This is a genomic window from Sandarakinorhabdus sp. FBCC-B8862 (assembly GCF_059745315.1).
In genome coordinates this window covers 2677570-2700491 of record NZ_CM185574.1, presented here as the reverse complement: position 1 = coordinate 2700491, position 22922 = coordinate 2677570, and the positions used below count along the sequence as shown (strand labels likewise).

The window sequence follows — 22922 nt, the reverse complement described above, 5'->3', positions numbered from 1 at the left end:
CGCATGATCCGTGCCCTTCTTGCCGCGCTGGCCCTGCTGCTCGCGCCTGTTGCCGCCACTGCCCAGGCGGTGAGTGACCAGCCCCACACCCGTGTGGAGCTGCTCGCCGCCAGCCGCACCCCCGCCGCCGGCCAGATGCTGGATGTCGGCATCGAGCTGACGCCGCGCGCCGGCTGGCACACCTATTGGAAGAACCCCGGCGATGCCGGTGCCCCCACCCGCGTGGCGTGGACGCTGCCCGGCACCACGCCGACGCCGGCCGATCTCAACTATCCGGTGCCCGGCACGCTGGTCGTCTCCGGCCTGATGAACCATGTCTATGAAAAGGCCAATGTGCTCACCACCCGCATCGCCGTGCCGGCCGGGCTGGCGGCGGGCACGGCCTTTCCGGTGCAGGTGCAGGTCGATTGGCTGGTGTGCAGCCATGAACAATGCGTGCCGGAATCGGCCACGCTCAGCCTGCCGCTGGTGATCGGCGATGGCGCGGCCGATGGCGCCATGGGTCCGCGCCTGGTCGCCGCTGCGGCCGCCCTGCCCAAGCCGCTGGCAGCTGCCGCCACCTGGGCCAAACAGGGCAACCGCTTTGTGCTGGCCGTGCCGCTGGCCGGGCTCGACAAGGTGAAATCGGCCTGGTTCTTCCCGGAAGGCGATCTGGTCATCACCCATGTCACCCCGCAGAAGGTGACAATCGCGGGCGATGCCCTGCGCATTGAAACCGATGCCGCAACGCCCGGCCCTGAAGGCGATGTGGCTGGCGTGCTGCGCGTTGACATGGCGGGCGAAGCGCCCATCGGCTTTGCCATCACCGCCAAGCCCGGCACGGTGCCGGCCGCCGGCACCCCACTGGGCAGCGGCGGTGACGATGCCGGCGCGGGCGGCGGCGGTGGCGAGCCTGGCCTCGCCCTCGTGCTGCTCGGTGCGGTGCTGGGCGGCCTCATCCTCAATGTCATGCCCTGCGTGTTTCCGATCCTCTCGCTGAAGGCGCTGGCGCTGGCGCGCGGCAATGTCGATGCCGCCAAGGCGCGTGGCGAGGCGCTGGCCTATACCGCCGGCGTCGTGCTGGTCGTCACCGCATTGGGCGGCGTCGTGCTCGCCTTGCGCGCTGCTGGCAGCCAGGTGGGTTGGGCCTTCCAGCTGCAGGATCCGCGCGTGATCGCCTTCCTGCTGCTGCTGGTCACCGGCATCGCCTTGAACCTTGCCGGCCTGTTCGAAATCACCCTGTCCACCGGCAATCTGGGGCAGGACAAGGCGCGCGAAGGCGGCCTGTCGGGCAGCTTCTTCACCGGCGCACTCGCAGCGTTCGTGGCCACCCCCTGCACCGGCCCGTTCATGGCCGGCGCGCTCGGCGCCGCACTGGTGCTGCCCACCGTGCAGGCCTTGTCGGTCTTTGCCGGGCTGGGCTTTGGCCTTGCCCTGCCCTTCCTGTTGATCGGCTTCGTGCCGGCGCTGCGCAAGCGGCTGCCCAAGCCGGGCGCCTGGATGGTGCGGCTGCGCGCCATCCTGTCGGTGCCGATGTTCCTCACCGCACTCGCACTCGCCTGGGTGCTGGGCCAGCAGGTGGGCGTGAATGGCATGGCCATCGGGCTGGCCGGCACGCTCGGCTTCGGCCTGTTCCTGTGGTGGCTGGGCGCGCGCCAGCATGGCGGCAAATCCCTCGCCATTCCTGGCCTGCTCAGCCTCGCCACCCTGGTCGCCGCCGTGCTGCTGGTCCCCACCACCGCGCCGGCCGGCGCCACCGGCACCACCACCGCCGCCAGCGAGCTGAATGCGGTCAAATTCACCCCCGCCGCGCTGGCCGAACTGCGTGAGCAGCGCAAGCCGGTGTTCCTCTACATGACCGCCGATTGGTGCCTCACCTGCAAGGTGAACGAAAAGGGCGCCATGGCCGATGCCCGCGTCGCCGAAGCCTTCAAGGCCAAGGGCATCACGGTGATGGAGGGGGATTGGACCCGGTCTGATCCCGCCATCTCGGCCTGGCTGGCCGAACACAAGCGCGCTGGCGTTCCGGTCTATGTCTATTATGATGCCGCTGGTGGCGAAACCGAACTGCCGCAGATCCTCACCGCCGACATGCTGACCAGCCTGAAGGCCTGATACCGATGCGCGCCGCCCTCATCGCCCTAACCCTGCTGGCCGCGCCAGCCATCGCCCAACCGGTCAACGGCCTGCCCGCCCCGGATTTCACCGCCACCGATGCCAACGGCAAACGCGTGTCCCTCAGCGATTTCCGCGGCAAGACGGTGGTGCTGGAATGGACCAACAGCGGCTGCCCCTTCGTGCGCGCCCATTATGACAGCGGCACCATGCAGGCCCGACAACGCGAAGCCCGCAGCCTGGGCGTTGTCTGGCTCAGCATCAACAGCGGTGCCCCCGGCAAGCAGGGCCATGTCGATGGGCCCGGCGCCCGCGCCGAAATCGCCGCCAACCAGGCCGCGCCGACGCACTATTTGCTCGATGGCGACGGCAGGATCGGCCGCCTCTATGCCGCCAAGACAACGCCCCACATGTTCGTCATCCGCGCCGATGGCACGCTGGCCTATCAGGGCGGCATCGACGACAAACCCACCGCCATCGAAGCAGATGCGCGCACGGCCACACCTTGGGCCCTGAACGCCGTGAAGGCCGTGCTGGCGGGCAAGCCGCCCACCCCGGCGGTGACGCGGCCCTATGGCTGCTCGATCAAATACGCGGGCTGAAGAAGGGAAAAAACGCCTCCGGCGGCAAGGGGCGAGGCCCCTTGACCCGTTCGTTATCGGGCGGTCAGCATCGCCGATCCAGCCTCAACGATGGACGCGTCGCCCCGTGCTTGACACGGGGCTCGGCATTTTCCGATCATTCCTGCGGCAACCGCTCCTCGCCGAATCCAGAATGGCGGAAGCTGGCCGGGATCGGGCAGTCGCTGCACACCCGGTCATCGCACAGGCGGCACAAATGGCAGCGCTCATTGTCGCTGCCGGGCAGCGCCGCCAGCAGCTTGTGCAGCAGGCCGGCCAGCGCCGCCTCTTCCGCATCGTCAAGCGGCTGCAAGATCGGCCGGATCGCCGCCAAGCGGCCAGCGAGCAGTGTTTCGCGCAGGTCGTGACCGGCCGGCGTGAGGAACAACGCCACCGCCCGGCCATCGCGCGCTGCCCGCCGCTCCACCAGGCCATCGGCCTCCAGCCGGTCCACCAGCCGCACACAGCCGGGGTGAGACAGGCCCAGAATGCGCCGCAGCTCGTCGTTGGAAGGGCCAAGGCCATAGCCGATCACCACCACTGCCGCGGGGGTCTCACCGCCGTGGCGCAGGCTCTCGCGCGCCGCCGCCTCGATCCGCGCCGCCACCGCCAGCCCCAACACCCCCAACAAATTGGCCGTCCGGTCCACCATGTCGCGACTATAAGTGCACAGCGCACATTTTCAACTTGACATTATGTGCATAATGCACGCACTTTGCCACAAACCCCAAGGCAGGAGACGATGATGGACGCCGCCCAGCTTGCCGCGCTCAGCGCCGAACACCGGGATTTCTACCAGCGCTTCCAATCCTTCTGGGCGGCACCCAGCGGGCCGCGCGTGGCTGAACTGATCGCGCCCGATGCAGTGATCCAGTTCACCGGCTTTCCCACCATGACGGGCGCAGATTATGTCGACGCGATGGGCCAGATGCTGGCCGCCTCGGTTGATCTCACCGTCACCCCGCTCGATTGCGCCGGCAATGGCGACCGGCTTTACATCAGCTGGCGCTGCGACAGCCGGGTGGGCGGCCGCATGATCTCCTACCTGGGGGTGGACCGGTTCCGCATCGTCAATGGCATGGCGGTGGAGGAGCAGGTGATCTTCGATTCCGCCGTGCTGCAGCCCGCCGCCTAGATCAGCCGCAGTGCCCCGTCCGCCAGCGGCCGCTGCAGCGCTTGCGCCTCGGCCCAATCCGCCGTCAGCCAGGCGCGCATCTCCGCCGTCTCCGTCAACACCACCGGCATCGCCTTGGGGTGATGCGGTGCGACATCGGCGTTGGGTTCGCAGGTGAAGAAGCCGAACAGAGTCAGCGTCACCTCGCCTTCTGCGCGTCTGCGCACCCCGGTCCAGCGCGTGGCGATGCCGGCAAAGCAGGCCAGCGGATCCTCGCCCTGCGGCTCAAACCACAGCGGCTGGAAACCGGCCGGCGTCTTCACATGCTCGGCAAACGATGTGAACGGCACCAGGCAGCGATATTGCGGCGCCAGCCAGCGCCGCCAGTGCGGGGACGCGGTGTTGCGGATGTTGGTGATGCCGCGATCAACGCTCTTGCCTTCAAGCGCAAAGGCCGGGCTGGGCATGCCCCAGCGCGCCAGGCTCAACGTCGGGCCCGCCCCTTCACCACGCGCCAGGCCAATGATTGGTGCCTCGCCATCCGGATAAATGCCCTCCAGCACCGGCAGATTGCCAAGCCGGTCGCTCACCGGCCCCAGCGCCAATGTCGCCGCCAGTTCACGCAGCGCCTGTTGGCCTTTGGTGAGTGCATAGAGATTGCACATGCCAGTGCAATGCCCCGCAACATGGGCAGCCGCAAGCCCAACCAGCCCCTCAGAACGGCGGCGGTGCGTTGCTCCACAGCAGGGCAATGCTGGCCAGCGTGCCGGAAACGCCGATCATCAAGCGCAAGGAATTGCCACGAGCCATGATGGCCCTGCTGCCAGACCCGCACGCACCGCACAGCCGCAACCACAATCACTCTGGTCGCAAGCGCACCGCAATCGCATTCATGTTGGTTGGGAAAATGGTGCCCGGGGGCGGATTTGAACCACCGACACGGGGATTTTCAATCCCCTGCTCTACCCCTGAGCTACCCGGGCCCACTTGCTTCAGGCGGTTGGGTGAACCGCGTGGGAGGCGGCCGTTTAGCCAGCCTCGTCGTGCTTGTCCAGCGGGGATGATGCAGAAAGTTCATCGTCATCGCTGCCACCGGGGATGACATAGCGATCCGACAGCCAGGCGTTGAGATCACGCGCCCGGCAGCCGGCGCTGCAGAAGGGGCGGAAGGCCTGGGCCACCGGCGCGGCATGGCAATAGGCGCAGCGGCGCGAATCAGGCTTGCTGGACATGACCTCTCCCGGCGCCGTCGCGCGCCTCCAGTTGCACCGCCCCGCCGGTCAGCCGTGCCAGTCCGGCCGTCAAGGCCGGGCGGTCATGCAGCCAGGCCACCACGGCGGGCGCGGCCGTGATGCGCACCGGGCCGACCAGCCGCATGGCCCGGCGCAGCAGTTCCAGCGCGGCAAAGCCCGGTCGCCGCGCTTCGTCCACCAGGCTGCGGCGGGTGCGCGGGCGGATGATCTGCACCAGGCCAAAGCCGTTGATGGCGGTCTTTTCAAACGGGGGCGGCAGCATTTCGGCCAGGATCGCATCCACCGCCGCGCGCGCGGCGCGGCCGCCCAGCGTGGGGAAATCCACCACGATCGGCCCGCCCAGCCCGAGCCGGCGCACCACCGCCGCCACCGCCCGCGCCGCCGCCTCGGCCAGCGCCTGCGGGTCGCCCGGGCCATCCACATCGATCACCAGCATCGCCGGCGTCGGCGCCAGCAGCAATTGCCCGCCGGGAAAATCGACGCGGCCCAACAGGGCTTCCTCCACCACCGCATCCCACCCGGCCTCGACCAGCCGGTCTGGCCCATGCGGCGGCAGCACCACCGCGCCCGGCAGCCGTTCGGCAAGGCCGGGGGCCGAGCGGGCCGGGCCGTCGTGCAGCGCCACGCGCGCCTGTTTGTCGCGCACGCCGTCACTCCAGGCGGCGCGCACCACCTCGGCCAGCCGCGTCTCCCCCTGCCGCCACTCGGCCGGCAGCGGCTCCGCCACGGCTTCGGCCCCGGCCATGGCGACCAGCCCGCGCCGGCCATCGCGCGCCACCAGCCGCGCCGGGGCCACCAGCCCGACCGGCAGCGGATCATCGGCCCGATCAAGATGCGCAGCGATCACGATCTCGCCTGAAAGCTCCAGCGCCCGTGTCGCGCCCGGCGCCGCCTCGATCAGGGCGGTCATGCGCCGCTGGCTGCCAGCAGCAGCCGGGTTTCGTTCAATGGCAGGCCCACCACGCCGCTGTGACTGCCCTGCAGGGCGCGCACAAAGGCTTCGGCGGCGCCCTGGATGGCATAGCCGCCGGCCTTGCCTTGCCAATCGCCGCGGCTGATCAGCCACTCCACGTCGGCTGGTTGCAGCCGCTGGAACGTCACCACGCTCTCGCTCAAACGTTCACGAAGGCGGCCGCCCGCATCCACCACCGCCAGCGCGGTCAGCACCCGGTGCCGCCGGCCCGACAGCAGCGCGAGACAGGCGCGCGCCGTGGCTTCATCCTCTGCCTTGGGCAGGATGCGCCGGCCGACCGCCACCACCGTATCGGCCGCCAGCACCACGGCGCCCGTGTGCCGCGCTGCCACCACCAGCGCCTTTTCGCGCGCCAGCCGCCGGGCATGATCGCTTGGGCGTTCGCCGGGGGCCACGCCTTCATCAATATCGGCCGGGTCCACCGCATCGGGCACGACGCCCAGCCGGGCCAGCAGATCGAGCCGGCGCGGAGAGGCAGAGGCAAGGATCAGACGCATCAGCTGGCCCCCAGCCCCCCTGCCCACTGCACGAAGGTGCCATGGGCGTGGGCATGGCCGAGCAGGCGCTCCTCCGCGCCCGCACCGCGCCACAGCGTCAGCCGGATGGTCGGCAGCGCCGGGTTGACGGGATCGTCCATCTCCAGCCGCAGCCAGGCCAGCGGGCGGGCCGGGCTGGCCTCCGCCCCCAACAGCGCCAGCCGGGCCCGGATACGATCCTGCACGGCCGGCGGGAAATATTGGAAGGCGATGCTGTGATAGACGACAGACGCGACACCATCGGCCAGCGCCAGATTCTGTTCCAGCCAGTCGGCGGCATCACCCTTGGCCAGCGGCGGCGGGAACCGGCGGGCCAGGGCAATCGCCGCTTCGGTGCGCGCCAGCCGTTCGGGCTGATCGGCCCAGATGAAGGCCAGCAACCGCTGCGCCACGGCCGGATCGGCGGCATCCAGCGGCGCGATGTCCACGCCGGCTCGCGCCACCACCCGGATTTGCGCGGCCGGCGGCGGCGGGCCCTGCCAGTGCGGGCGCACCACCACGTCGCTGCCGGCATCGCCGGCCAGCACGCCGCCCAGATCACAGGCAAACCGGTCCATGTTGAGGTTCAGCCCGGCGCTTGCCCCCAGTTCGTGCAGGGCCAGCGGCAGACCGGTGGCCGCCGCAACCCACAACAAGCCGGGCATCAGGGCGCCGGCCCGGCCAACCTCGTTGGTTTGCGGCGGGCTGTCGAGGAAGGCGGCCACGTCGGCATCGGCCGCCGCATCGGCAAACAGGCCGGCCAGCGCGCCCGCCAGCGTCGCATCATCGGGCGTCGGCGCCGGCGGATAGAGCGCGGCCAGGCCCGGCACCCGGCCGGCGCGCACCAGCCAATGCAGCGCCCCGGTCAGCCGCATCGGCAGCGCATCGGTCATCGGCTCGCCCGGCCAGGCGGCCAGGCGCTGCCCGGTCAGGCTGGCGGGCGGCACGGCATCGGCCAGCACCCGGCACAGCGCCCCGGTGAAGGGCGCGCCCAGGGCGGCGCAAAAGCGCGCCTGTTGCTGCAGGGCGGCGGGCACCGCCATGCTGCGCCTCAATCTTCCGGCGCGATGGTCACCGTCAGCCCGTCCAGCGCCGCCGTGAAGGCGATCTGGCACGACAGGCGGCTGTTCGGCTGGTTGTGATCCGACGAATCGAGCAGGTCGGCCTCATCGGCATTGGCCGGGCCGGCGCGCGCCATGTCGCCTTCCGCCACATGCACATGGCAGGTGGCACAGGAACAGCAGCCGCCGCACAGCGCCAGCAGTTCCGAGATGCCGGCATCCTTGATGATTTCCATCACGCTCATGCCGGGGGTGGCGGGCAGGCTGTGGCTGGTCCCGTCGCGGGTGATCACGGTGATGCTGGCCATATCGTCCTCTGTGTGGCGTTCGCTCGCCCTGTAGCGGCGCAGCGGCCAGCGCGCTAGAGGAGTGACAAAAGGGGATGATCCATGCGCGTTGCCCACCAGTTTGCTCCACCCATGTCGGCCCTGCTCGCCGGCCTGCCCGGCATCACATCAGCCACCCATGTGCCCGCCGAAGACCGCTGGGCCCTGCCCACCGATGTCGATGTGCTGTTCGTGCTGCATGGCGAGGGTGATCATGATTCCCGCCACGCCGCTGCCGATGCGCCGCGGCCGCCGGGCTGGCCCGGCCAGGTGAAATTGGTGCAGCTGGCCAGCGCCGGGGCCGATGATTATCCGCCCTGGCTGTGGGAGGCACCGGCCGTGGCCAGCGCATCGGGCACCACCGCCATTCCGATTGCCGAATATGCGCTCAGCGTGATGCTGGCCCATGCCAAGCGGCTGGCCGCGGTGACGCTGCAGCCCGGCACCGCCTGGCCAGACCGGCAGAATTTCATCGATCAGCCGCTGGGCCTGCTGCATGGCCGCACGCTGGGGCTGGTTGGGCTGGGCAACATTGCCCGGCGCATCGGCCATCTGGCCAACGCCTTTGGCATGACGATTGTTGCCGCCCGCGCCAGTGCCGCCCCCTCGCCCGATCCGTGGATCGCAACGGCGCCGCTGGATGATGTGGTGGCCCGCGCCGATCATCTGGTGCTGGCCGCGCCGATCACGCCGGCCACCCAGCACATGATCAATGGCGAGCGGCTGGCCCGGATGAAGAACGATGCCCATATCGTCAACGTGGGCCGTGGCGGCCTGATCGATCAGGCGGCGCTGCTGGCGGAGCTTGACAAGGGCCGGCTGTGGGCCAGCCTGGATGTCACCGATCCCGAACCGCTGCCGGCCGGCCATCCGCTCATCGGGCATCCGCGCGTGAAGGTGACGCCGCACATCAGCTGGTCAAACCCCGATATCAACCGGGCAATCATGCAGCGGCTGGTGGAAAATATCGCCCGGCTGGCCGGTGGCCAGCCGCTGCTCGGCGCAGTCGAAACGGCGCCGTGACCATGACGCCTGCCTCGATTATTCGCCGCGCCGGCTGGAGCATGGCCGCAAGCCTGCTGGCCCTGCCGGCAATTGCCATGCAGTTCAGCACAGAGGTGAACTGGGGCCCGGAGGATTTTGTGGCCGCCGCCCTGCTCCTCGGCCTCACCGGCCTGGGCCTCGAGGTTTCCGCCGCCCTTCCCCGCCGCCGCTGGCGCGGCCGCGCCGCCGTCATCGTGGTGGCGGCGCTACTGCTGGTCTGGGCCGAACTGGCGGTCGGGATTTTCCACTGAGCCGGGTCAGAACGGCAGCCATTTGCCCTTCTTGCTGAACTTCATGTAGCCGGCGTTGAGGCCCAGCCGCCAGCCGACACCCAGCTTGATCGGCACGATCACGATATTGTCGCGCTGCAGATAATTGGCGGTGAAGCCGCCGATGGCATAGGCCTTGCCCTCGGCCGCCGGATAACGCCGGTACAGATCCTCGGTGTCGTTGAGGTTGTAGACGAGCGCGAACACCTTGGAACCATCGCCGCCGATATCGAAGCCCACGCTCGGCCCGGTCCAATGGACTTTCCGCTCGCCCTCCACCTTGTGATAGAGCATGCCCGAGCCATAGCGGACGCCCACGATGATGGCGCCACCGGCTTCCTTGCCAACGATATAGGCGTTGGGCTGGCCGCGATCCTTGAACGTCTTGCGCACAATGTCGGCCAGGCCCTCGGCACCCTTGCCGAACACGCCTTCGGCCGCCGAAAGCACATCCTTTTCCTGATAGGTGGTCGCCTTGGCCGGCTCTGGCGCCGGCGCCTCGGCAGGCGGGGGCGCCGCCGGCGTTTCCTGGGCCAGCGCCGGGCCAGCCGCCAGCATCGCCATCATCACCGCCGTCACCCGCATCGCCTGATCACCCCTTGTTGGTTGGTTGCGCTGCCCCTGCTGCCCAGATGTGCCTGAACCGCGGCTGAGCCGCCACCCAAAAAAGCCATTCTAAACGGTTGCCAAGCCCCATGCGGCATGGCTATAGCCTGCCGCCTCGCTCGGAGTCGTGGGTGAGTGGCTGAAACCAGTAGTTTGCTAAACTGCCGATCTGGGTAACTGGATCCGAGGGTTCGAATCCCTCCGACTCCGCCACCGCAAAATTGATATGCCGATCCGGTCCTGCCGGCGCCGCTGTCTGGCGCGGCTTGGTGGTTGGCACCCATCAGCCTGTCGCAATCTGCGATGCCGGCCTTTGCAAAACGCGACGATTTTCTCGCGTTTTGCAACGAATCCGAGGCGACATGCGTTTCGTACCCCACAAATACACTTGGCACGCGCCTTGCTTTCAGACGGCAGGGCCGTTGCACGGAGCGAATAGTGAAGGGTGTCATCTTCTCGGAAATGATCCGATGGGTCGAAGAATGCCTTTCGCCGGCGGTGGCCGACCGGATGATAACTGGCGCGAATTTGCCAAACGAGGGCAGCTACACCTCGGTCGGCAGCTATCCGCACCAGGAAGCCTTGGCGATGATGGGTCAACTCGTCGAGATCACCGGTCGGCCAGCGCATGATCTGTGCCACGATTATGGCTATTGGCTCGCCACCCGGTTCATGCAGCTTTATCCGCAGATGTTCAACGGCTACACTGATGCGTTGTCATTGCTGCGTGATATCGACAACAAGCACAACACCGAGGTGGTGAAGCTCTATCCCGATGCCCGCACCCCGGCGATTATTGCCAGTGTTGATGGCGAGGATTTGGTGATTTCATATGCGTCGCATCGGCCATTTGCCGATGTGGCATGGGGATTGGTGCATGGCTATATTGCCTATTATGGCCAAACCGCCCAGTATGTCGTCACGCGCGACGAGACAACACCCGGACCGCACGCTGCCCGCTTCGTCATCAACCGCGCTTGAGTCGTCTCTTGACCAGCCGGGCCGCCGGCACCAGCATTGTCCCTACCCATCGGGAGGCTGCCGTGGCCAATTTTGATCCGCGCATTGCCAATCTCGAAGCCGAGGTGGAGTTGCTCACCCGGCGGCTGGCCCGTGCCGAACGATCCCGTGCCGAGGCCGAGGCGCTGCTGGAAGACAAGAGCCGTGTGCTCGACAATGCCAATCGGGCACTGCGGGCCAACCGCGAACAATTGCGCCGCCAGCTGGATCAAAGCACCCTGCAGCTGCTGGAGGCGCAGCGCGTCGCCGGCTTTGGCACCATGGTGTGGGATGTCGAAGGGCGGCGCGGCGAATTGTCGGCCCATGCTCAGGCCCTGCTTGGCATGCCGGGGCTGGACGAGTTCACCTCGCTGGACATTTTTGATCGCACCACCCACCGCGATGATCGCCAGCCACTGCGCGATTATGCCACCCAGATGATCCGCCGCGCCATCGCCGTGCGCGCCCACCCCCGTCAGGAGCAAGCCTGCCCGCGCGGCCACGCCGCCAGCGAGGCGTGCGCAGCCTGCCTTGACCGCATGGCGTGCGAGGACATGATCGAGGTGCGCATCCACCCCGGTGCCGGCATCGAGCGGACGCTGCGATTGAAGGCGCAGGTGAACGTGCCGGCAGAGCTGGGCCGGGTGCTGGTGTTCCTCACCATCCAGGATGTCACCGCCGAACTGGCGGCCGCCCGCGAAGCCGAGGAATTGCGCCAGCGTGACCAGCAGCGCCTGGCCGAACTGGAAGCCCTGACCCGCGATCTGGAACAGGCGCGCCAGGCTGCCGAACAGGCCAACGCCGCCAAGAGCCGGTTCCTGGCGATGATGAGCCACGACATCCGCACGCCGATGAACGGCGTGATCGGCATGCTGCAATTGTTCGACGATGCCGGACTGAGCGACGACCAGCGCCGCATGATCAGCCATGTGCGCGGCAGCAGTGAGCAGCTGCGCATGCTGCTGGACGATATCATCGATTTGGAACGTGCTGAATCCGGCAAGCTCACGCTGAATCCCCAGCCGATGCATAACCCGGATTTCCTGCGCGATGCCATTGGCTTCTGGCAGAAGGTGGCGGCGGAAAAGGGCCTTGAACTCACGCTGGAACGCGGCGCCTTCGTGCCCGGCCAACGCATCGTCGACTGGATCCTGGCCGATCGCTACCGCCTGCGCCAGCTCGTTGACAACATGCTGAGCAACGCAATCAAATATACCCGCGCCGGCAGTATCCAGGTGCGCATGGGGATGTTGAATGCCACCCGCGCCCGCTATGAGGTGATCGATACCGGCATCGGCATTCCCGAAGCCCGGCGCCGGGAATTGTTCGAGGATTTCGGCCAGCTGCGCCTTGATGGCGTTGGCGAGGGCGGCGCTGGCCTCGGCCTTGCCATCTGCCGCCGCATTGTCGAGCTGATGGGCGGCACAATCGGGGTGGACAGCAATCCCGATGGCCCCGGCAGCCGCTTCTGGGTGGAGCTGCCAATCACCGAAATCACGGCGCCGCAGCATGCCGAACGCCCGGCATCGCTGCTGCTGGCGCGGCCCGACGGCAGCCGCCCGCGGATTTTGGTGGCCGAGGATGTGGAAACCAACCGCATCGTGGCGCGCGGCCTGCTCACCCGGCTGGGCTGCGATGTCGAACTGGTCAACGATGGCGAAGCCGCCGTTGACCGCGCCGCCATCGGCGGCATCGATCTGGTGCTGATGGACGTATCGATGCCGGTGATGAGCGGCATCGAGGCGACCCGCCAGATCCGCGCCCTGCCCGGGCCGGAAGCCGCCGTGCCCATCCTGGCACTGTCAGCCTATTCCCGGCCGGAGGATCTGGAACCGATCCTAACCGCCGGCGCCAGCGGCCATGTCGGCAAACCCATCCGGATCGAGGAACTGCACAAGGTGATCGCCAAGACACTGCTCGCGGAGCGCCAGCGCCATGCCTGAACGCCTGCGGCCGGAGGATACGGCCATCGATATCGAACAGGTGACCGCCCTGTTTGCCGATCTTGATCCCGAAACTCGTTCGCTGTTGCTGGATGCGGCCCAGCGCGATCTGGCCGAATGGACCGACCGGCTGGTGGCAGCGTGGGACAGCGGCGACGAGGAAGGCCAGCGCCGCGCCCGCCATTCCCTGAAGGGCCTGTGCGGCAATTTCGGGGCATCCGGCCTTCTGGCCCTGTGCGAGGCCGACCTGTCCCAGCCTGGCCTCGCCAACCGTCTGCAATCCGCCCGGGCCGCCACCGCTGCGGTTCTTGCCAATCTTGTTGCAGAACTGCCTCAATAGGCGCCCCGCGCCGTCAGCACCGCCGGCACTGTCTGCAGGATCAGCTTGAGATCGGTCAGGAAACTACGGCCTTCCAGATAGGCGATGTCCAGCTCGGCCTGGCGTGCAAAGGGGATTTCCGCGCGGCCACTCACCTGCCAGGTGCAGGTCAGGCCGGGGCGGCCGGCGAGGCGGCGGCGCTGGGCCGGCGTATAATCCAGCACCTCGCGCACCAGCGCCGGGCGCGGACCCACCACGGTCATATCGCCGGCCACGATGTTGATCAGCTGCGGCAGCTCATCGATCGACAGGCGGCGCAGCAGCCGGCCCACGCGCGTCACCCGCGGATCATCGCGCATCTTGAAACTGGTGCCGGCCCGATCCGACAGGGCGCGGATCGCCGCCAGCCGGGCTTCGGCATCGACATGCATCGACCGGAATTTCCACATCGAAAACGGCCGTCCGCCGGCGCCGATGCGGGTCTGGCGGAAAAACACCGGGCCGCCATCTTCCAGCCGTATGGCCAGCGCCACGGCGGCAAAGATCGGCGCCAGCATCAGCAGCGCCAACCCGGCCGACAACAGATCAAAGGCCCGCTTGCCAGCCAGTGAGGCGGCGCGGTCCAGCCCGCGCGCCGCCCAGCCATGGGCCAGCGCCCGCGCCACAAACAGCGGATTGCCGATGACATAGCGGCGGAACAGCCGGCGCGGTTCCTGCAGCAGGCGCCACACCCATTCACAGCCCACCGCCCGGAACGCCAGCGGCGCGCGCGGAATGGCGCCGGAATAATAATCAAACAGGCCGCCAACGCCCATGACGATGCGGGCGTTGAGCCGGTGACGCACCTCGGCAATCCAGGTTTCCTGCAGCGGCACGCCAAAGCCGACCAGCAGGATGGCGGCGCCCGATGCATTGATGCGATCGATCATCGCATCATCCTGCGCCCGGTCGAAATAGCCATTGGCGGTGCCGGCAATGCGCAGCTGCGGTTCGGCGGTGGCCATGGCGCGGGCGGCGGCAGCGGCCACCCCCGGCTTGCCGCCCAGGAAAAACACCGATTGGCCGCGCCGGGCGGCGTGATGGCACAGTTCGGGCAGCAGATCGGTGCCGTTCAGATTGTCGCCCATTGGTTGGCCGGCGAGCTTTGCCGCCAGCTTCAGCCCGCTGCCATCGGGCAACAGCATGTCGGCCGCGGCCAGCGCCTGGCGATAGGCCGGATCATCGAGGCTGTTGATGCAATGGGCATTGACGAACTGGATGGTGGCGCATTCGCCGGCCTGGGCCATCGCGGCCAGCTCCTCGGCCATCGCCGCCCGGCGGGCATTCACCAGTTCAAGGCCAAACAGCCGGGTTGGCTCGCCCTGGTCAAGCCGGGCGCGCCACGGATTGGCCGGGGCCGGTGGCGGCAAGGCATCGGACGGGGTGCGGAAATTCCTGAACATCGGGGGCTCCTTGATGAATTTGTCCCCGCACTGCATACACCGTGCCAATCTGGCACTTTTTAAGGTTAATCAATCATTTGGGTTGACCGGTCGTCACGCGCCCGCTTCCGGTTTCGCAATCCGGCACAGCGGCGGTGATGCAATTCGCATCGCGGCACTGCAGATTGCAAAGCCGCTGACCCTGTCTCGCCCTGTGAAGACTTTTTATCATTGTTTTTCAATGCATGAACAATCTGGCACGCATCTTGATTAACCATGGCATCACCCAGCGTTCAGGAACCATCTTCCCGTGCCACACAAGCTTCGGACTGTATTTGCCACCGCCCTAACCGGCCCGCTGATGCGCGGCCTGGCGGCGTTTGGCAGCGCCGAAATGATCGGCCGCGTCGTGCGCCTGCTCACCACATTGGTTATTGCACGGCAATTGTCGCCGGCCATCGTCGGCACCGCCGCGCTGGCGCTCAGCCTGTTTGAACTGTGCCGGGTGTTCATGAACATCGGCGCCGGCCAGCGCATCATCGCCGCCAGCGACAGCGAACTGGCTGCCACCTGCAACAGCGCCCACCGCCTGTTCTGGGCCTGGTCGCTGGTGGTGGTGGCGGTGCAGCTGCTGGCCGCCGCCGTGCTGGCGCTGGGCTTTGGCCAGGCCGATGCCGGCTGGATGCTGGCCGCCCTGGCGCTGGTCTATCCCTTCATGCCCGGCGGTCTGGTGCAGGTGCATCTGGCCATGCGCGAGGGCCGCAATGCCGGCATCGCCCGCACTGCCGCCATCCAGGTCGTCGCCGATCAACTGCTCACCGCCGCGCTGCTGCTGGCCTGGCCCAGCCCGTGGGCGATCGTGCTGCCGAAACTGCTCACTGCGCCCGTGTGGCTGGTGCTCACCCGCCGCAACCGGCCGTGGGCGCCCGATGCCGCCCAGGGTCTTGCCCCGCTCACCGGCCTCGTCCGCTTTGGCGGCGGCGTGCTGCTGGCCGATGCCCTGGCCGCCCTGCGCACCCAGGGGGACAATCTGATCATCGCGGCCACGCTCGGCCCGGTGGCGCTGGGCAGCTATTATTTCGCCTTCAACGCCGGGCTCGGCATTGTCACGGCGCTGGCGGGCGCCTTTGGCACCGTGGCCTTCCCGCTGCTGTGCCGCGCCGATGATCCGGCGCGCACCCTGCGCGGCCAGCTGCTCGGCGGGCTGGCGCTGTTCGGCACCCTGATCGCCGTGCAGGCGCTGGCCGCACCCTATTATGTGCCCATCCTGTTTGGCGCCCATTGGGCCTTCGCAGCCCCGCTGGTTGCCATCCTGTGCGTTGCCGGCATCGGCCAGCTCGTCGCGGTGATCGCTGCCAACTGGCTGCGCGCCAATGGCGCCAGCGCCCGCGACGCGCTGCGCAGTCTTTGGGTCTGTGCCGCCGCGCTGGGCGGTCTGTGGATCGGCGCACAGAGCGGCAGCATCACCGCCGCGGCCACCGGGCTGGTCGCCGGCACGCTGGTCGCCAGCCTCATCACCCTCGTCACCATCCTGCGGCCAGCCCTGGCCGCCCCCCACCAGGAGCAACCGGCATGAGCCTGATCCCTGATTTTCCCGCCGTTTCGATCGTGATGCCGGTGTACAACGCCGCCGCCACCCTCGCCGCCACCATTGCCAGCGTGCAGGGACAGACCCGCCACGATTGGGAACTGATCATCATCGATGATGGCTCGCGCGATGACAGCCTGATGACCGCGCTGGCGATTGCCAACAGCGATCCCCGCATCCGTCTGATTTCCAAGGTGAATGGCGGCGTCGCCAGCGCCCGCAACATGGGCGTTGATGTGGCCTGGGCCCCGCTGGTCGCCTTCATCGATGCCGATGATCTGTGGGCCCCCACCAAGCTGGAACAGCATCTGGCCGCCCATGCCGCCGATCCGGCGCTGGCCGGCAGCTTTGCCCGCATCGCCTTCGTGCCGGAGGGCGGCGACGCCATTGCCGCCGATCAGACCCAATCGCGGCTGCCGGCCGGCCCGCTGGGCTTGATCGATGTGCTGGGCGACAATCCGGTGTGCACCATGTCCAACCTGGTGGTCAGCCGTGCCGCCTTCCAGGCCGTCGGCGGCTTTGATCCCCGCCTCCGCCATGCCGAAGACCAGGCGCTGATCGCCGCGCTGATCGCGGCCGGCGGCCGGTTGGCCGGCATTGATGCGGTGCTGGTCGGCTATCGCTTCAGCCCCGATGGCCTGTCGATGGATCTTGATGCGATGCACGCCGGCTGGCGCCAGGTGGCGCAGCGCCATCTCGCGGGCCGCGCGCTGGCCCGGATGGAGGCGCTGCACCGCCGCTATCTCGCCCGCCGCGCCCTGCGTTCGGCCGGCCCGGCGCGGCAGGCGCTGCGCCATGTCGGCCACGGCCTCGCCCGCGATGCCGCCGCCTTCCTGGGCGATCCCAGGCGCGGCCTGGCCACCATTGCCGGCGCGCTGGCCGCCCCGCTGCTGCCGCGCCCGCTGCGCGCCCACCTCTTTGCCTGATTCAAGCGATAGGAACCCTCGACAATGACGACTGCCTCCACCCCCGCCATCTCGGTCGTGATGCCGGTCTACAATGTCCGCCGCTATGTCGCCGAAGCCGTGCAATCGGTGCTGGCCCAGACCATGGCCGATTTCGAACTGATCATCGTTGACGATGGCGGCACCGACGACAGCATCGCCATCTGCCGCACGTTCGATGATCCGCGCATCCGCATTGTTTCCCAGGCCAATCGCGGCCTCGCCGGCGCGCGCAACACCGGCATTCTCGCCGCGCGCGCGCCGATCATCGCCTTCCTCGACAGCGATGATCGCTGGCTGCCGGAAAAACTGGCGCTGCACCTGGTGCATCTTTCGGCCAATCCGGATCTCGGCGTGTCCTATTGCCCATCGCGCTTCATCGATGAACAAGGCCAGCCGCTGCGCCTCAAGCAGCAGCCGCGCCTTGACGGCATCACGCCGGAGCAGATTTTCTGCCGCAACCCGGTGGGCAATGGTTCGGCGCCGGTGATCCGCCGCAGCGCGCTGGAGGCCGTGGCCTTTGATCACCCCAGCGAGCGCGGCCGCGTCTGCTTCTTTGATGAAGGCCTGCGCCAATCCGAAGATATTGAAATGTGGCTGCGCCTCGCCATCCTGGGCAATGTGCGCTTTGCCGGCATCGCCCCGGCGTTGACCGAATATCGCATCGCCAGCGGCGGTCTGTCGGCCCAGGTGGTGCGCCAGTATCAAAGCTGGCTGGCCGTGGTTGAACGGCTGCAGGCTTATGCCCCCGATTTTGCCGCCCGCCATCTGCCGCGCGCCCGCGCCTATCAACTGCGCTATCTCGCCCGCCGCGCCGTGCAGCTGGGCGATCACACCATGGCAGTCACCCTGCTCAAGGAAATGATGGCCAGCAGCCGCCGTCCGCTGGTGGAAGAACCGGTGAAATCGCTGGTCACCGTCGTCGCCGCCCTCGCTGGTCGCGCGCTGGGCCCGGAACGCTTTGCCCGGCTGGCCGGCATGGCCGCCGGCGGCCGATTGGCCGCCTGATGCGCCCGCGTCTCGTCAACCTGCTCGATGATTTTGCCCTGGGCGGGGTGTCGCGCGGCCTTGGCATTTTCGGCGCGCCTGCCGTCAGTGCCGTCGCTGATTGCCGGGTGGAGGCCATCAGCCCGAATGCGCGCCTGGCCCCCCGGCTGGATGCCGATGTCATCGTCACCCATTTTCCGCCCAACTGGCAGCGCCTCGCACTGCTGGCCAGCCTGCGCCGGCGCAATCCCCGGGCACGGATCATCCATGTCGAGCACAGCTATACCGGTGCCTGGGAAGCGCTGAAGGTGCGCCGCACCGGGCGGTTCCGGCTGATGCTGAAACTGGCGCTCCGCCTGGTCGATCATGTTGTCTGCGTGTCGCACGGGCAGGCCAACTGGCTGCAGGGTGTCACCGGCCTGGCCGCAGACCGCATCAGCGTGATCCACCCCTATGCCGACAATCCGGGGCTGGCGTCGGTCGCCCCGGTCAACCCGCCCGAACGGCTGCGCATCGGTGCCTATGGCCGTTTCTGCGAGCAGAAGGGGTTCGAGGATCTGCTCCGCGCCATGCAGGCCGGCGCTCTGCCGCATTGCGATCTCATCATCGGCGGCTTTGGCGATCTGGAACCTGTCTATCGCCGGCTGGCGGCCGACAATCCGCACATCCATTTTGCCGGCAAGATCAGCAATGTCGCCGGCTTCCTGGCCGGGGTGGATGTGGTGGCATTGCCCTCCCGTTGGGAAGCCTATGGCCAGGTTGCCAACGAAGCGCGCGAGGCCGGGCGACCGATCCTGGTGACGGACGTGGATGGCCTGCCCGAACAGGTGGGCGATGCCGGCCTGGTGGTGGATTTCAACAATCATGCCGGCCTGGCGCTGGCCATTGCCGGCCTCACTCCGGCGCGGCTGGCCGCCATGGGCGAAGCCGGGCGCGCCGCCACCCAGGGCTGTGGCGCCGCCCGCGCCGGGCAATGGGCGGCACTGATCAGCCGGCTTGCTGCTCGGGCTTGACCTCAGGCTTCAGCGCAATCCCGATCGCCACCAGCCCCGGCCACACCAGATAGGCCAGCACCTCCAGATTCTCGCCAAAGCTGTAGAGCCACAGCACGAGGATCATCGCAAAGCCGGTGCGCCCATTGGCGCTGGCCAATGCCGCGCGCAGCAGCGCCACCAGGCTCCACAACATCGGCAGCGCCAGCGCCATCAGCCCGGCAAAGCCCTTCACGAACAACAGGCCATACCAGCTGTGGTGGCTGCCGATCGGCATATATTCCACCAGGTGCGGCCCGCGCTCCACAATGCCATGGCCAAACCACCAGGCCTCGTTCTGCCAGCGTTCGATGGCGATGCGGCCCAGCGTAGCGCGCACCCGCGAACTGTCGGCCCGGGCGCTGGAAAACTGGTCCATCAGGCCGGTCACGAACGCCATCAGCTGCGGCCCGGCAAAGCCGGCGGCCAGTGTGCCGGCGCCGGCCAGGAACCACAGCGCCGGCTGGCGCAGCCGCTGCACCAGCCACAGCAGCGGCAGGATCAGCGCCAACGCCACCAGCGCCAGCCGCGATTGCGACAGCACGGCCATCGCCAGCGCCGCGCTCACCCCGGTCCAGCGCCAGCGCGTGTCAGGCTCGCGCAGGGCCAGCAGCAGATGCACCACCGCCACCATGCCGGCCGCCGGCGACCAGGGCGCGAAAAACTGCCAGCGCGCCGTGCCCACCCCCGGCTCGATGGTGTAAAGGATGGCGGCAAAAAACTCGTCCCCCGATCCGCCCAGGATCTTGAGCGGGGACACCCACAATTTGCCCGGCAGGCCGACATAAGGCGCAATCAGGAAGATCGGCAGCAGCAGCCAGGTCTGCCGGCCGAGCCGGCACACCGCCCGCGCCAGGGTTTCCATGCGGATCGGCAGGGCAAAGCCGGCGGCGACGAACAGGGCGAGCAGCGCCCAGCCCTTGGCCCACCCCACGGCGGATTTGATCGTTTGCCCGGTGCCCAGGCTGAAATTGGCATGGCCGGCAAACAGGATGAACAGCATCGCCGCCATGCCCGCCGCCCAAGCCCACACCGCGCCAGGCGGCCGGGCGGGGCGCTGCCATTCCGGCAGGGCCGGGGCCAGATAATAGGCCCGCGCCACCAGCAGCGCCAGCAGCCAGCCCAGCACCGGCCCGGCCAGATACAGGCCGCCAACCAGCCACAGCGCCCAGGTGGCGCCGATGGTGGCGGTGATCAGGCCTTCGCCAGCAGCCGGTTCAGGATCGGTTGGCGCAGCCACAACAGGGCAAACCCCAGCAACACAAGGATGGTGGCAGCCATCGCACCAGCCAGCGCAATGATCAAGGACGGGCTGGCCGGCAGCCGCGGCAACGAGGGTTCGGCCAGCGTCTGCACCAACGGGTAGGAGGCAAAGGGATCCTGCTTGTTGGTGTCGATCCGCGCCAGTGCCGAGGAGAAGACGGCTTCGGCCACCCGGTGGTCGCGCAGCAGATCGGCCAGCTGCGATGCCTGCGCAATCAACGCCGGCGATTGCGCCTGCGCCCGGGCCAGATCGGCGCGCAGCTCGGCCAGCGCCGCGCGCGAACCGGCGGCTTCGGCATCCCGGCCCGACATCGCCTGCATCAGGCCGGAGCGGCCATCGCCCAGCTGCACATCGATGCTGGCCAGGATGGCGGCTTCCGGCAGCCCGGTCAGTTCGCGCCCGCGCCGCACCAGGCTGGCGCGCAGCTGGTCACGCTCGCTGGTGAAGCGCGCCAGTTCGGCATGGCGCGGGCCCAGCGTGCCAGATTTTTCCGCCACCTGCGCGGCCACCGCGGCATGGCGGGTGGCCAGCTGCTGGAACAGCGGGTCGCCGCGCAGCCGCATGGCCAGATCCGCACGGCGCGGGTCTTCGCCCAGCGTGGCGGCCAGCTGCCCCGCCGTGCCGGCCTGCAGCCGGGCGGCGACGCGCAGTTCGCGCTCCTTGTCCTTCAGTGTGTCCACCGCAGCGATGCGGGCGTTGAACTGGTCCAACGTCGCCAGGCTATGGCTGGCCTGAAAGGCGATCAGCCGCTGCTGCGCGGCGCGCACCTTGGCGGCCAGCTGCTCCAGATGGCGCACATCATTGGCCTCACGCTTGGCCGCCTCATCGGCGCGCAAGATGTCCAATCGCGCCAGGAACGCCGCGCGCAGGGCCTCGGCCCGGCGGTGCGCCTGTTCGGCGCTGCGGCCCGGCATGGTCACATGGATCAGGTTGGTCTGGTCCACCAGGTTGATGATCGGCTCGGGGAAGGTCTCGATCGGCTCCCCGGCGCGCTTGGCGGCATCGCGCAGCGTCACATCGGCGCTCAGCAGCTGCTTGTAATTCTCGGTGGGCGACAGGCTGGCGCTGGCAAAGGCCGAACTGGTCGCCGATTGCGCCTGGCCGATGCTTTCGACATTGATCGAACCGCCACTGCCCGAACCGGGCAGGATCAGGCTGAACTCGCTGTCATACCGCTTGGGCATCAACAGCAGATAGGCGGCCGTCAACACCCAGATCACCGCCAGCGCCGGGAGGATGCTTTTCGCATAGCGGCGATAGCGGCCGGGGCTGGGCAGGCCTTCGCGCACCAGCCGCCACATCCGCACCAGCCGGCGATCCTCGATCAACTCCATGCGCGGGGTCATTTCGTCAGCCCCCGCACCAGCGCCACCGGCACCAGGGCATTGCCCACCACGCCAATGGCATCGGCCACCGTCATGGCGCCGCTGTCATAACAGGCGATGCCATCGCCCGGCATCAGCCAGGGGTTATAGTCATCGCGGTTGGCGTTGCGCACCAGCGCCTCGACCGAACGGGCGATCACCACCGATTGGCGGTTGACCGGATTGCGGCTGATCAGCACCGCCTGGCGGGCGGCGTTCATCGCCGAACCGCCCACGCAATTGGCCGACAACAGCCCTTCGACCAGGCGGGTGCCATAGGGCAGGCTGGTTGAATCCTTGCCGATGGCGGCGGCCGAATTGTGGCCCGCCGGGCGTGACAGGTTCGACATGTAAACCCGGATGCCGGGCGCCGTCACACTGCTCGGCCGCACCAGCAGCGGGTTGAAGCAGCCGGTCGACGGCACGATGATGCGATCACCCGCGGCAAGCTGCGGATCGGCCGGCACTCCGCCGGTGAAGGCCGGGATGAGATCGATGCGCGTATATTGGCCGCCACGCACCAGATAGACGCCATCGGCCGCCGCATCGGGGCGGATGCCGCCGGCCAGCCGCAGCGCGGTGGCCAGCGAACGGCCGGTGTTGAAATCGCCGGAGGCGGCGTTCGTGATCGTCACCGATTGCGCTTCGGCGGTGCGCTCGCCAGCGCGCACCAGGCCGGGTTCAAACACCGCGCCTTCCACCGAAACCTGCACACCGGCCTGTTCCACCTGGGCCAGCACGACATTGCCGGGAATGTCGCGCACCACGGCGCGTTCGATCAGCGCGGCGCGCAGGCTGGCCGCCACCTCGGCCAGCGGCCGGCCGGCCACTGCCACATCCACCACACCGGGGATGACCAGGCGGCCATTGGCGCCCACCACATGCTGGCCGGTCAGCGTCTCGCTGTCACCGCTCACCACCAGCTTCAACCGGTCGCCCGGCCCGATCAGCGCCGGGCCGCTGGCAAGGGCAGTGCTGGCCACCGGCGTCAATCCGGCGGTTTCGGCGGGCACGGCCGGCAGCTGGCACGGGGCGGCGCGGCCATCGGCCAGGCGCTGTTCGGCCTGATACTGGGCGCCGGCGAGGTTGCGCGGCGTCGGCATGGTGGCACAGCCGGCGAGAAGGCTGGCAAGGCACAGGCTGAGGATGGCAGAACGGGCAGGCATGGCAGGGCAGCTCCAGGGGTT

General features: G+C 68.4%; 23 protein-coding genes, 2 tRNA genes and 1 pseudogene. 13 read left to right on the top strand and 13 right to left on the bottom strand.

The window, feature by feature from the left end; all coding sequences use genetic code 11:
- The first annotated feature begins 3 nt into the window (after positions 1-3).
- On the top strand, positions 4-2094 hold the full coding sequence (locus tag AC6BOR_RS13045) for a protein-disulfide reductase DsbD family protein (RefSeq protein ID WP_498058816.1): 2091 nt from the start codon (positions 4-6) through the stop codon (positions 2092-2094).
- 5 nt (positions 2095-2099) lie between these two features.
- A complete protein-coding gene (locus tag AC6BOR_RS13040) occupies positions 2100-2696 on the top strand; it encodes a thioredoxin family protein (RefSeq protein WP_498058815.1) in 597 nt (198 codons plus the stop codon).
- Between the two features lie 136 nt (positions 2697-2832).
- On the opposite strand, the gene AC6BOR_RS13035 is transcribed toward AC6BOR_RS13040, so the two are convergent.
- The gene (locus AC6BOR_RS13035; protein ID WP_498058814.1) at positions 2833-3366 is read right to left on the bottom strand and encodes a MarR family winged helix-turn-helix transcriptional regulator; all 534 of its coding nucleotides are present in this window, start codon (positions 3364-3366) and stop codon (positions 2833-2835) included.
- A gap of 90 nt (positions 3367-3456) precedes the next feature.
- On the opposite strand from AC6BOR_RS13035, the gene AC6BOR_RS13030 reads away from it, so the two are divergent.
- Positions 3457-3849, top strand: a complete 393-nt coding sequence (locus tag AC6BOR_RS13030; RefSeq protein WP_498058813.1) for a nuclear transport factor 2 family protein — start codon at positions 3457-3459, stop codon at positions 3847-3849.
- Here AC6BOR_RS13030 and AC6BOR_RS13025 read toward each other — a convergent pair.
- From AC6BOR_RS13025 to AC6BOR_RS12995, 7 genes are all read right to left on the bottom strand, one after another.
- Positions 3846-4493: an SOS response-associated peptidase gene (locus AC6BOR_RS13025; protein WP_498058812.1), complete on the bottom strand. Its 648-nt coding sequence runs from the start codon at positions 4491-4493 to the stop codon at positions 3846-3848. The genes AC6BOR_RS13030 and AC6BOR_RS13025 overlap by 4 nt on opposite strands.
- Positions 4494-4736: 243 nt before the next feature.
- Positions 4737-4811, bottom strand: a tRNA-Phe gene (locus AC6BOR_RS13020).
- A 45-nt stretch (positions 4812-4856) separates the two neighbouring features.
- Complete coding sequence (gene yacG, locus AC6BOR_RS13015; protein ID WP_094472596.1) at positions 4857-5060, bottom strand: DNA gyrase inhibitor YacG; 204 nt, start codon at positions 5058-5060, stop codon at positions 4857-4859.
- The gene (locus AC6BOR_RS13010) at positions 5044-5991 is read right to left on the bottom strand and encodes a ribonuclease E/G (RefSeq protein ID WP_498058811.1); all 948 of its coding nucleotides are present in this window, start codon (positions 5989-5991) and stop codon (positions 5044-5046) included. The genes yacG and AC6BOR_RS13010 overlap by 17 nt, the downstream gene beginning before the upstream one ends.
- Positions 5988-6551 (bottom strand): Maf family protein, encoded by a 564-nt coding sequence (locus AC6BOR_RS13005; RefSeq protein WP_498058810.1) that lies wholly within the window; start codon positions 6549-6551, stop codon positions 5988-5990. The genes AC6BOR_RS13010 and AC6BOR_RS13005 overlap by 4 nt, the downstream gene beginning before the upstream one ends.
- Positions 6551-7612: a DUF2332 domain-containing protein gene (locus tag AC6BOR_RS13000; protein WP_498058809.1), complete on the bottom strand. Its 1062-nt coding sequence runs from the start codon at positions 7610-7612 to the stop codon at positions 6551-6553. Before AC6BOR_RS13000 ends, AC6BOR_RS13005 begins: the two co-directional genes overlap by 1 nt.
- Positions 7613-7620: 8 nt before the next feature.
- Positions 7621-7938, bottom strand: a complete 318-nt coding sequence (locus tag AC6BOR_RS12995) for a 2Fe-2S iron-sulfur cluster-binding protein (RefSeq protein ID WP_094472599.1) — start codon at positions 7936-7938, stop codon at positions 7621-7623.
- Positions 7939-8019: 81 nt separating this feature from the next.
- On the opposite strand from AC6BOR_RS12995, the gene AC6BOR_RS12990 reads away from it, so the two are divergent.
- Together AC6BOR_RS12990 and AC6BOR_RS12985 are read left to right on the top strand one after the other, a co-directional pair.
- Complete coding sequence (locus AC6BOR_RS12990; RefSeq protein ID WP_498058808.1) at positions 8020-8979, top strand: NAD(P)-dependent oxidoreductase; 960 nt, start codon at positions 8020-8022, stop codon at positions 8977-8979.
- Entirely contained in the window at positions 8976-9251 is a 276-nt protein-coding gene (locus tag AC6BOR_RS12985) for a hypothetical protein (RefSeq protein WP_498058807.1), read from the top strand. Before AC6BOR_RS12990 ends, AC6BOR_RS12985 begins: the two co-directional genes overlap by 4 nt.
- Positions 9252-9257: 6 nt before the next feature.
- On the opposite strand, the pseudogene AC6BOR_RS12980 reads toward AC6BOR_RS12985, so the two are convergent.
- A pseudogene (locus tag AC6BOR_RS12980) lies at positions 9258-9830 on the bottom strand (DUF1134 domain-containing protein); the annotation flags it as partial.
- Positions 9831-9996: 166 nt separating this feature from the next.
- Here AC6BOR_RS12980 and AC6BOR_RS12975 point away from each other — a divergent pair.
- From AC6BOR_RS12975 to AC6BOR_RS12960, 4 genes are all read left to right on the top strand, one after another.
- Positions 9997-10088, top strand: a tRNA-Ser gene (locus AC6BOR_RS12975).
- 225 nt (positions 10089-10313) lie between these two features.
- Entirely contained in the window at positions 10314-10856 is a 543-nt protein-coding gene (locus AC6BOR_RS12970; RefSeq protein WP_498058806.1) for a heme NO-binding domain-containing protein, read from the top strand.
- A 62-nt stretch (positions 10857-10918) separates the two neighbouring features.
- Complete coding sequence (locus tag AC6BOR_RS12965) at positions 10919-12817, top strand: ATP-binding protein (protein ID WP_498058805.1); 1899 nt, start codon at positions 10919-10921, stop codon at positions 12815-12817.
- On the top strand, positions 12810-13157 hold the full coding sequence (locus tag AC6BOR_RS12960) for an Hpt domain-containing protein (RefSeq protein ID WP_498058804.1): 348 nt from the start codon (positions 12810-12812) through the stop codon (positions 13155-13157). Before AC6BOR_RS12965 ends, AC6BOR_RS12960 begins: the two co-directional genes overlap by 8 nt.
- On the opposite strand, the gene AC6BOR_RS12955 is transcribed toward AC6BOR_RS12960, so the two are convergent.
- Positions 13151-14578: a WecB/TagA/CpsF family glycosyltransferase gene (locus AC6BOR_RS12955; RefSeq protein WP_498058803.1), complete on the bottom strand. Its 1428-nt coding sequence runs from the start codon at positions 14576-14578 to the stop codon at positions 13151-13153. The two genes, AC6BOR_RS12960 and AC6BOR_RS12955, sit on opposite strands and share 7 nt — an antisense overlap.
- Before the next feature lie 340 nt (positions 14579-14918).
- Between AC6BOR_RS12955 and AC6BOR_RS12950 the strand changes: the two genes are divergently transcribed.
- From AC6BOR_RS12950 to AC6BOR_RS12935, 4 genes are read left to right on the top strand one after another with little or no spacing between them, the layout of a single operon-like run.
- The gene (locus tag AC6BOR_RS12950) at positions 14919-16133 is read left to right on the top strand and encodes an oligosaccharide flippase family protein (protein ID WP_498058802.1); all 1215 of its coding nucleotides are present in this window, start codon (positions 14919-14921) and stop codon (positions 16131-16133) included.
- Positions 16130-17071 (top strand): glycosyltransferase family 2 protein, encoded by a 942-nt coding sequence (locus AC6BOR_RS12945; RefSeq protein WP_498058801.1) that lies wholly within the window; start codon positions 16130-16132, stop codon positions 17069-17071. The genes AC6BOR_RS12950 and AC6BOR_RS12945 overlap by 4 nt, the downstream gene beginning before the upstream one ends.
- A gap of 24 nt (positions 17072-17095) precedes the next feature.
- Positions 17096-18097: a glycosyltransferase family 2 protein gene (locus tag AC6BOR_RS12940; protein WP_498058800.1), complete on the top strand. Its 1002-nt coding sequence runs from the start codon at positions 17096-17098 to the stop codon at positions 18095-18097.
- Positions 18097-19089, top strand: a complete 993-nt coding sequence (locus tag AC6BOR_RS12935) for a glycosyltransferase family 4 protein (RefSeq protein WP_498058799.1) — start codon at positions 18097-18099, stop codon at positions 19087-19089. Before AC6BOR_RS12940 ends, AC6BOR_RS12935 begins: the two co-directional genes overlap by 1 nt.
- Here AC6BOR_RS12935 and AC6BOR_RS12930 read toward each other — a convergent pair.
- The 3 genes from AC6BOR_RS12930 to AC6BOR_RS12920 are packed head-to-tail and all read right to left on the bottom strand — an operon-like array spanning position 19064 to position 22901.
- A complete protein-coding gene (locus AC6BOR_RS12930) occupies positions 19064-20347 on the bottom strand; it encodes an O-antigen ligase domain-containing protein (RefSeq protein WP_498058798.1) in 1284 nt (427 codons plus the stop codon). The two genes, AC6BOR_RS12935 and AC6BOR_RS12930, sit on opposite strands and share 26 nt — an antisense overlap.
- Complete coding sequence (locus AC6BOR_RS12925; protein ID WP_498058797.1) at positions 20302-21717, bottom strand: GumC family protein; 1416 nt, start codon at positions 21715-21717, stop codon at positions 20302-20304. The genes AC6BOR_RS12930 and AC6BOR_RS12925 overlap by 46 nt, the downstream gene beginning before the upstream one ends.
- Positions 21714-22901, bottom strand: coding sequence for a polysaccharide biosynthesis/export family protein (locus AC6BOR_RS12920; RefSeq protein WP_498058796.1), 1188 nt, complete (start codon positions 22899-22901; stop codon positions 21714-21716). Before AC6BOR_RS12920 ends, AC6BOR_RS12925 begins: the two co-directional genes overlap by 4 nt.
- Positions 22902-22922: the final 21 nt, after the last annotated feature.

What these genes read in the sequence shown, in the direction of transcription:
- AC6BOR_RS13045 (WP_498058816.1), top strand. Translation starts at nt 4, where the DNA reads ATGATCCGTGCCCTTCTTGCCGCGCTGGCCCTGCTGCTCGCGCCTGTT.
- AC6BOR_RS13040 (WP_498058815.1), top strand. Translation starts at nt 2,100, where the DNA reads ATGCGCGCCGCCCTCATCGCCCTAACCCTGCTGGCCGCGCCAGCCATC.
- AC6BOR_RS13035 (WP_498058814.1), bottom strand. Translation starts at nt 3,366, where the DNA reads ATGGTGGACCGGACGGCCAATTTGTTGGGGGTGTTGGGGCTGGCGGTG.
- AC6BOR_RS13030 (WP_498058813.1), top strand. Translation starts at nt 3,457, where the DNA reads ATGATGGACGCCGCCCAGCTTGCCGCGCTCAGCGCCGAACACCGGGAT.
- AC6BOR_RS13025 (WP_498058812.1), bottom strand. Translation starts at nt 4,493, where the DNA reads ATGTGCAATCTCTATGCACTCACCAAAGGCCAACAGGCGCTGCGTGAA.
- yacG (WP_094472596.1), bottom strand. Translation starts at nt 5,060, where the DNA reads ATGTCCAGCAAGCCTGATTCGCGCCGCTGCGCCTATTGCCATGCCGCG.
- AC6BOR_RS13010 (WP_498058811.1), bottom strand. Translation starts at nt 5,991, where the DNA reads ATGACCGCCCTGATCGAGGCGGCGCCGGGCGCGACACGGGCGCTGGAG.
- AC6BOR_RS13005 (WP_498058810.1), bottom strand. Translation starts at nt 6,551, where the DNA reads ATGCGTCTGATCCTTGCCTCTGCCTCTCCGCGCCGGCTCGATCTGCTG.
- AC6BOR_RS13000 (WP_498058809.1), bottom strand. Translation starts at nt 7,612, where the DNA reads ATGGCGGTGCCCGCCGCCCTGCAGCAACAGGCGCGCTTTTGCGCCGCC.
- AC6BOR_RS12995 (WP_094472599.1), bottom strand. Translation starts at nt 7,938, where the DNA reads ATGGCCAGCATCACCGTGATCACCCGCGACGGGACCAGCCACAGCCTG.
- AC6BOR_RS12990 (WP_498058808.1), top strand. Translation starts at nt 8,020, where the DNA reads ATGCGCGTTGCCCACCAGTTTGCTCCACCCATGTCGGCCCTGCTCGCC.
- AC6BOR_RS12960 (WP_498058804.1), top strand. Translation starts at nt 12,810, where the DNA reads ATGCCTGAACGCCTGCGGCCGGAGGATACGGCCATCGATATCGAACAG.
- AC6BOR_RS12955 (WP_498058803.1), bottom strand. Translation starts at nt 14,578, where the DNA reads ATGTTCAGGAATTTCCGCACCCCGTCCGATGCCTTGCCGCCACCGGCC.
- AC6BOR_RS12950 (WP_498058802.1), top strand. Translation starts at nt 14,919, where the DNA reads ATGCGCGGCCTGGCGGCGTTTGGCAGCGCCGAAATGATCGGCCGCGTC.
- AC6BOR_RS12945 (WP_498058801.1), top strand. Translation starts at nt 16,130, where the DNA reads ATGAGCCTGATCCCTGATTTTCCCGCCGTTTCGATCGTGATGCCGGTG.
- AC6BOR_RS12940 (WP_498058800.1), top strand. Translation starts at nt 17,096, where the DNA reads ATGACGACTGCCTCCACCCCCGCCATCTCGGTCGTGATGCCGGTCTAC.
- AC6BOR_RS12935 (WP_498058799.1), top strand. Translation starts at nt 18,097, where the DNA reads ATGCGCCCGCGTCTCGTCAACCTGCTCGATGATTTTGCCCTGGGCGGG.
- AC6BOR_RS12925 (WP_498058797.1), bottom strand. Translation starts at nt 21,717, where the DNA reads ATGACCCCGCGCATGGAGTTGATCGAGGATCGCCGGCTGGTGCGGATG.
- AC6BOR_RS12920 (WP_498058796.1), bottom strand. Translation starts at nt 22,901, where the DNA reads ATGCCTGCCCGTTCTGCCATCCTCAGCCTGTGCCTTGCCAGCCTTCTC.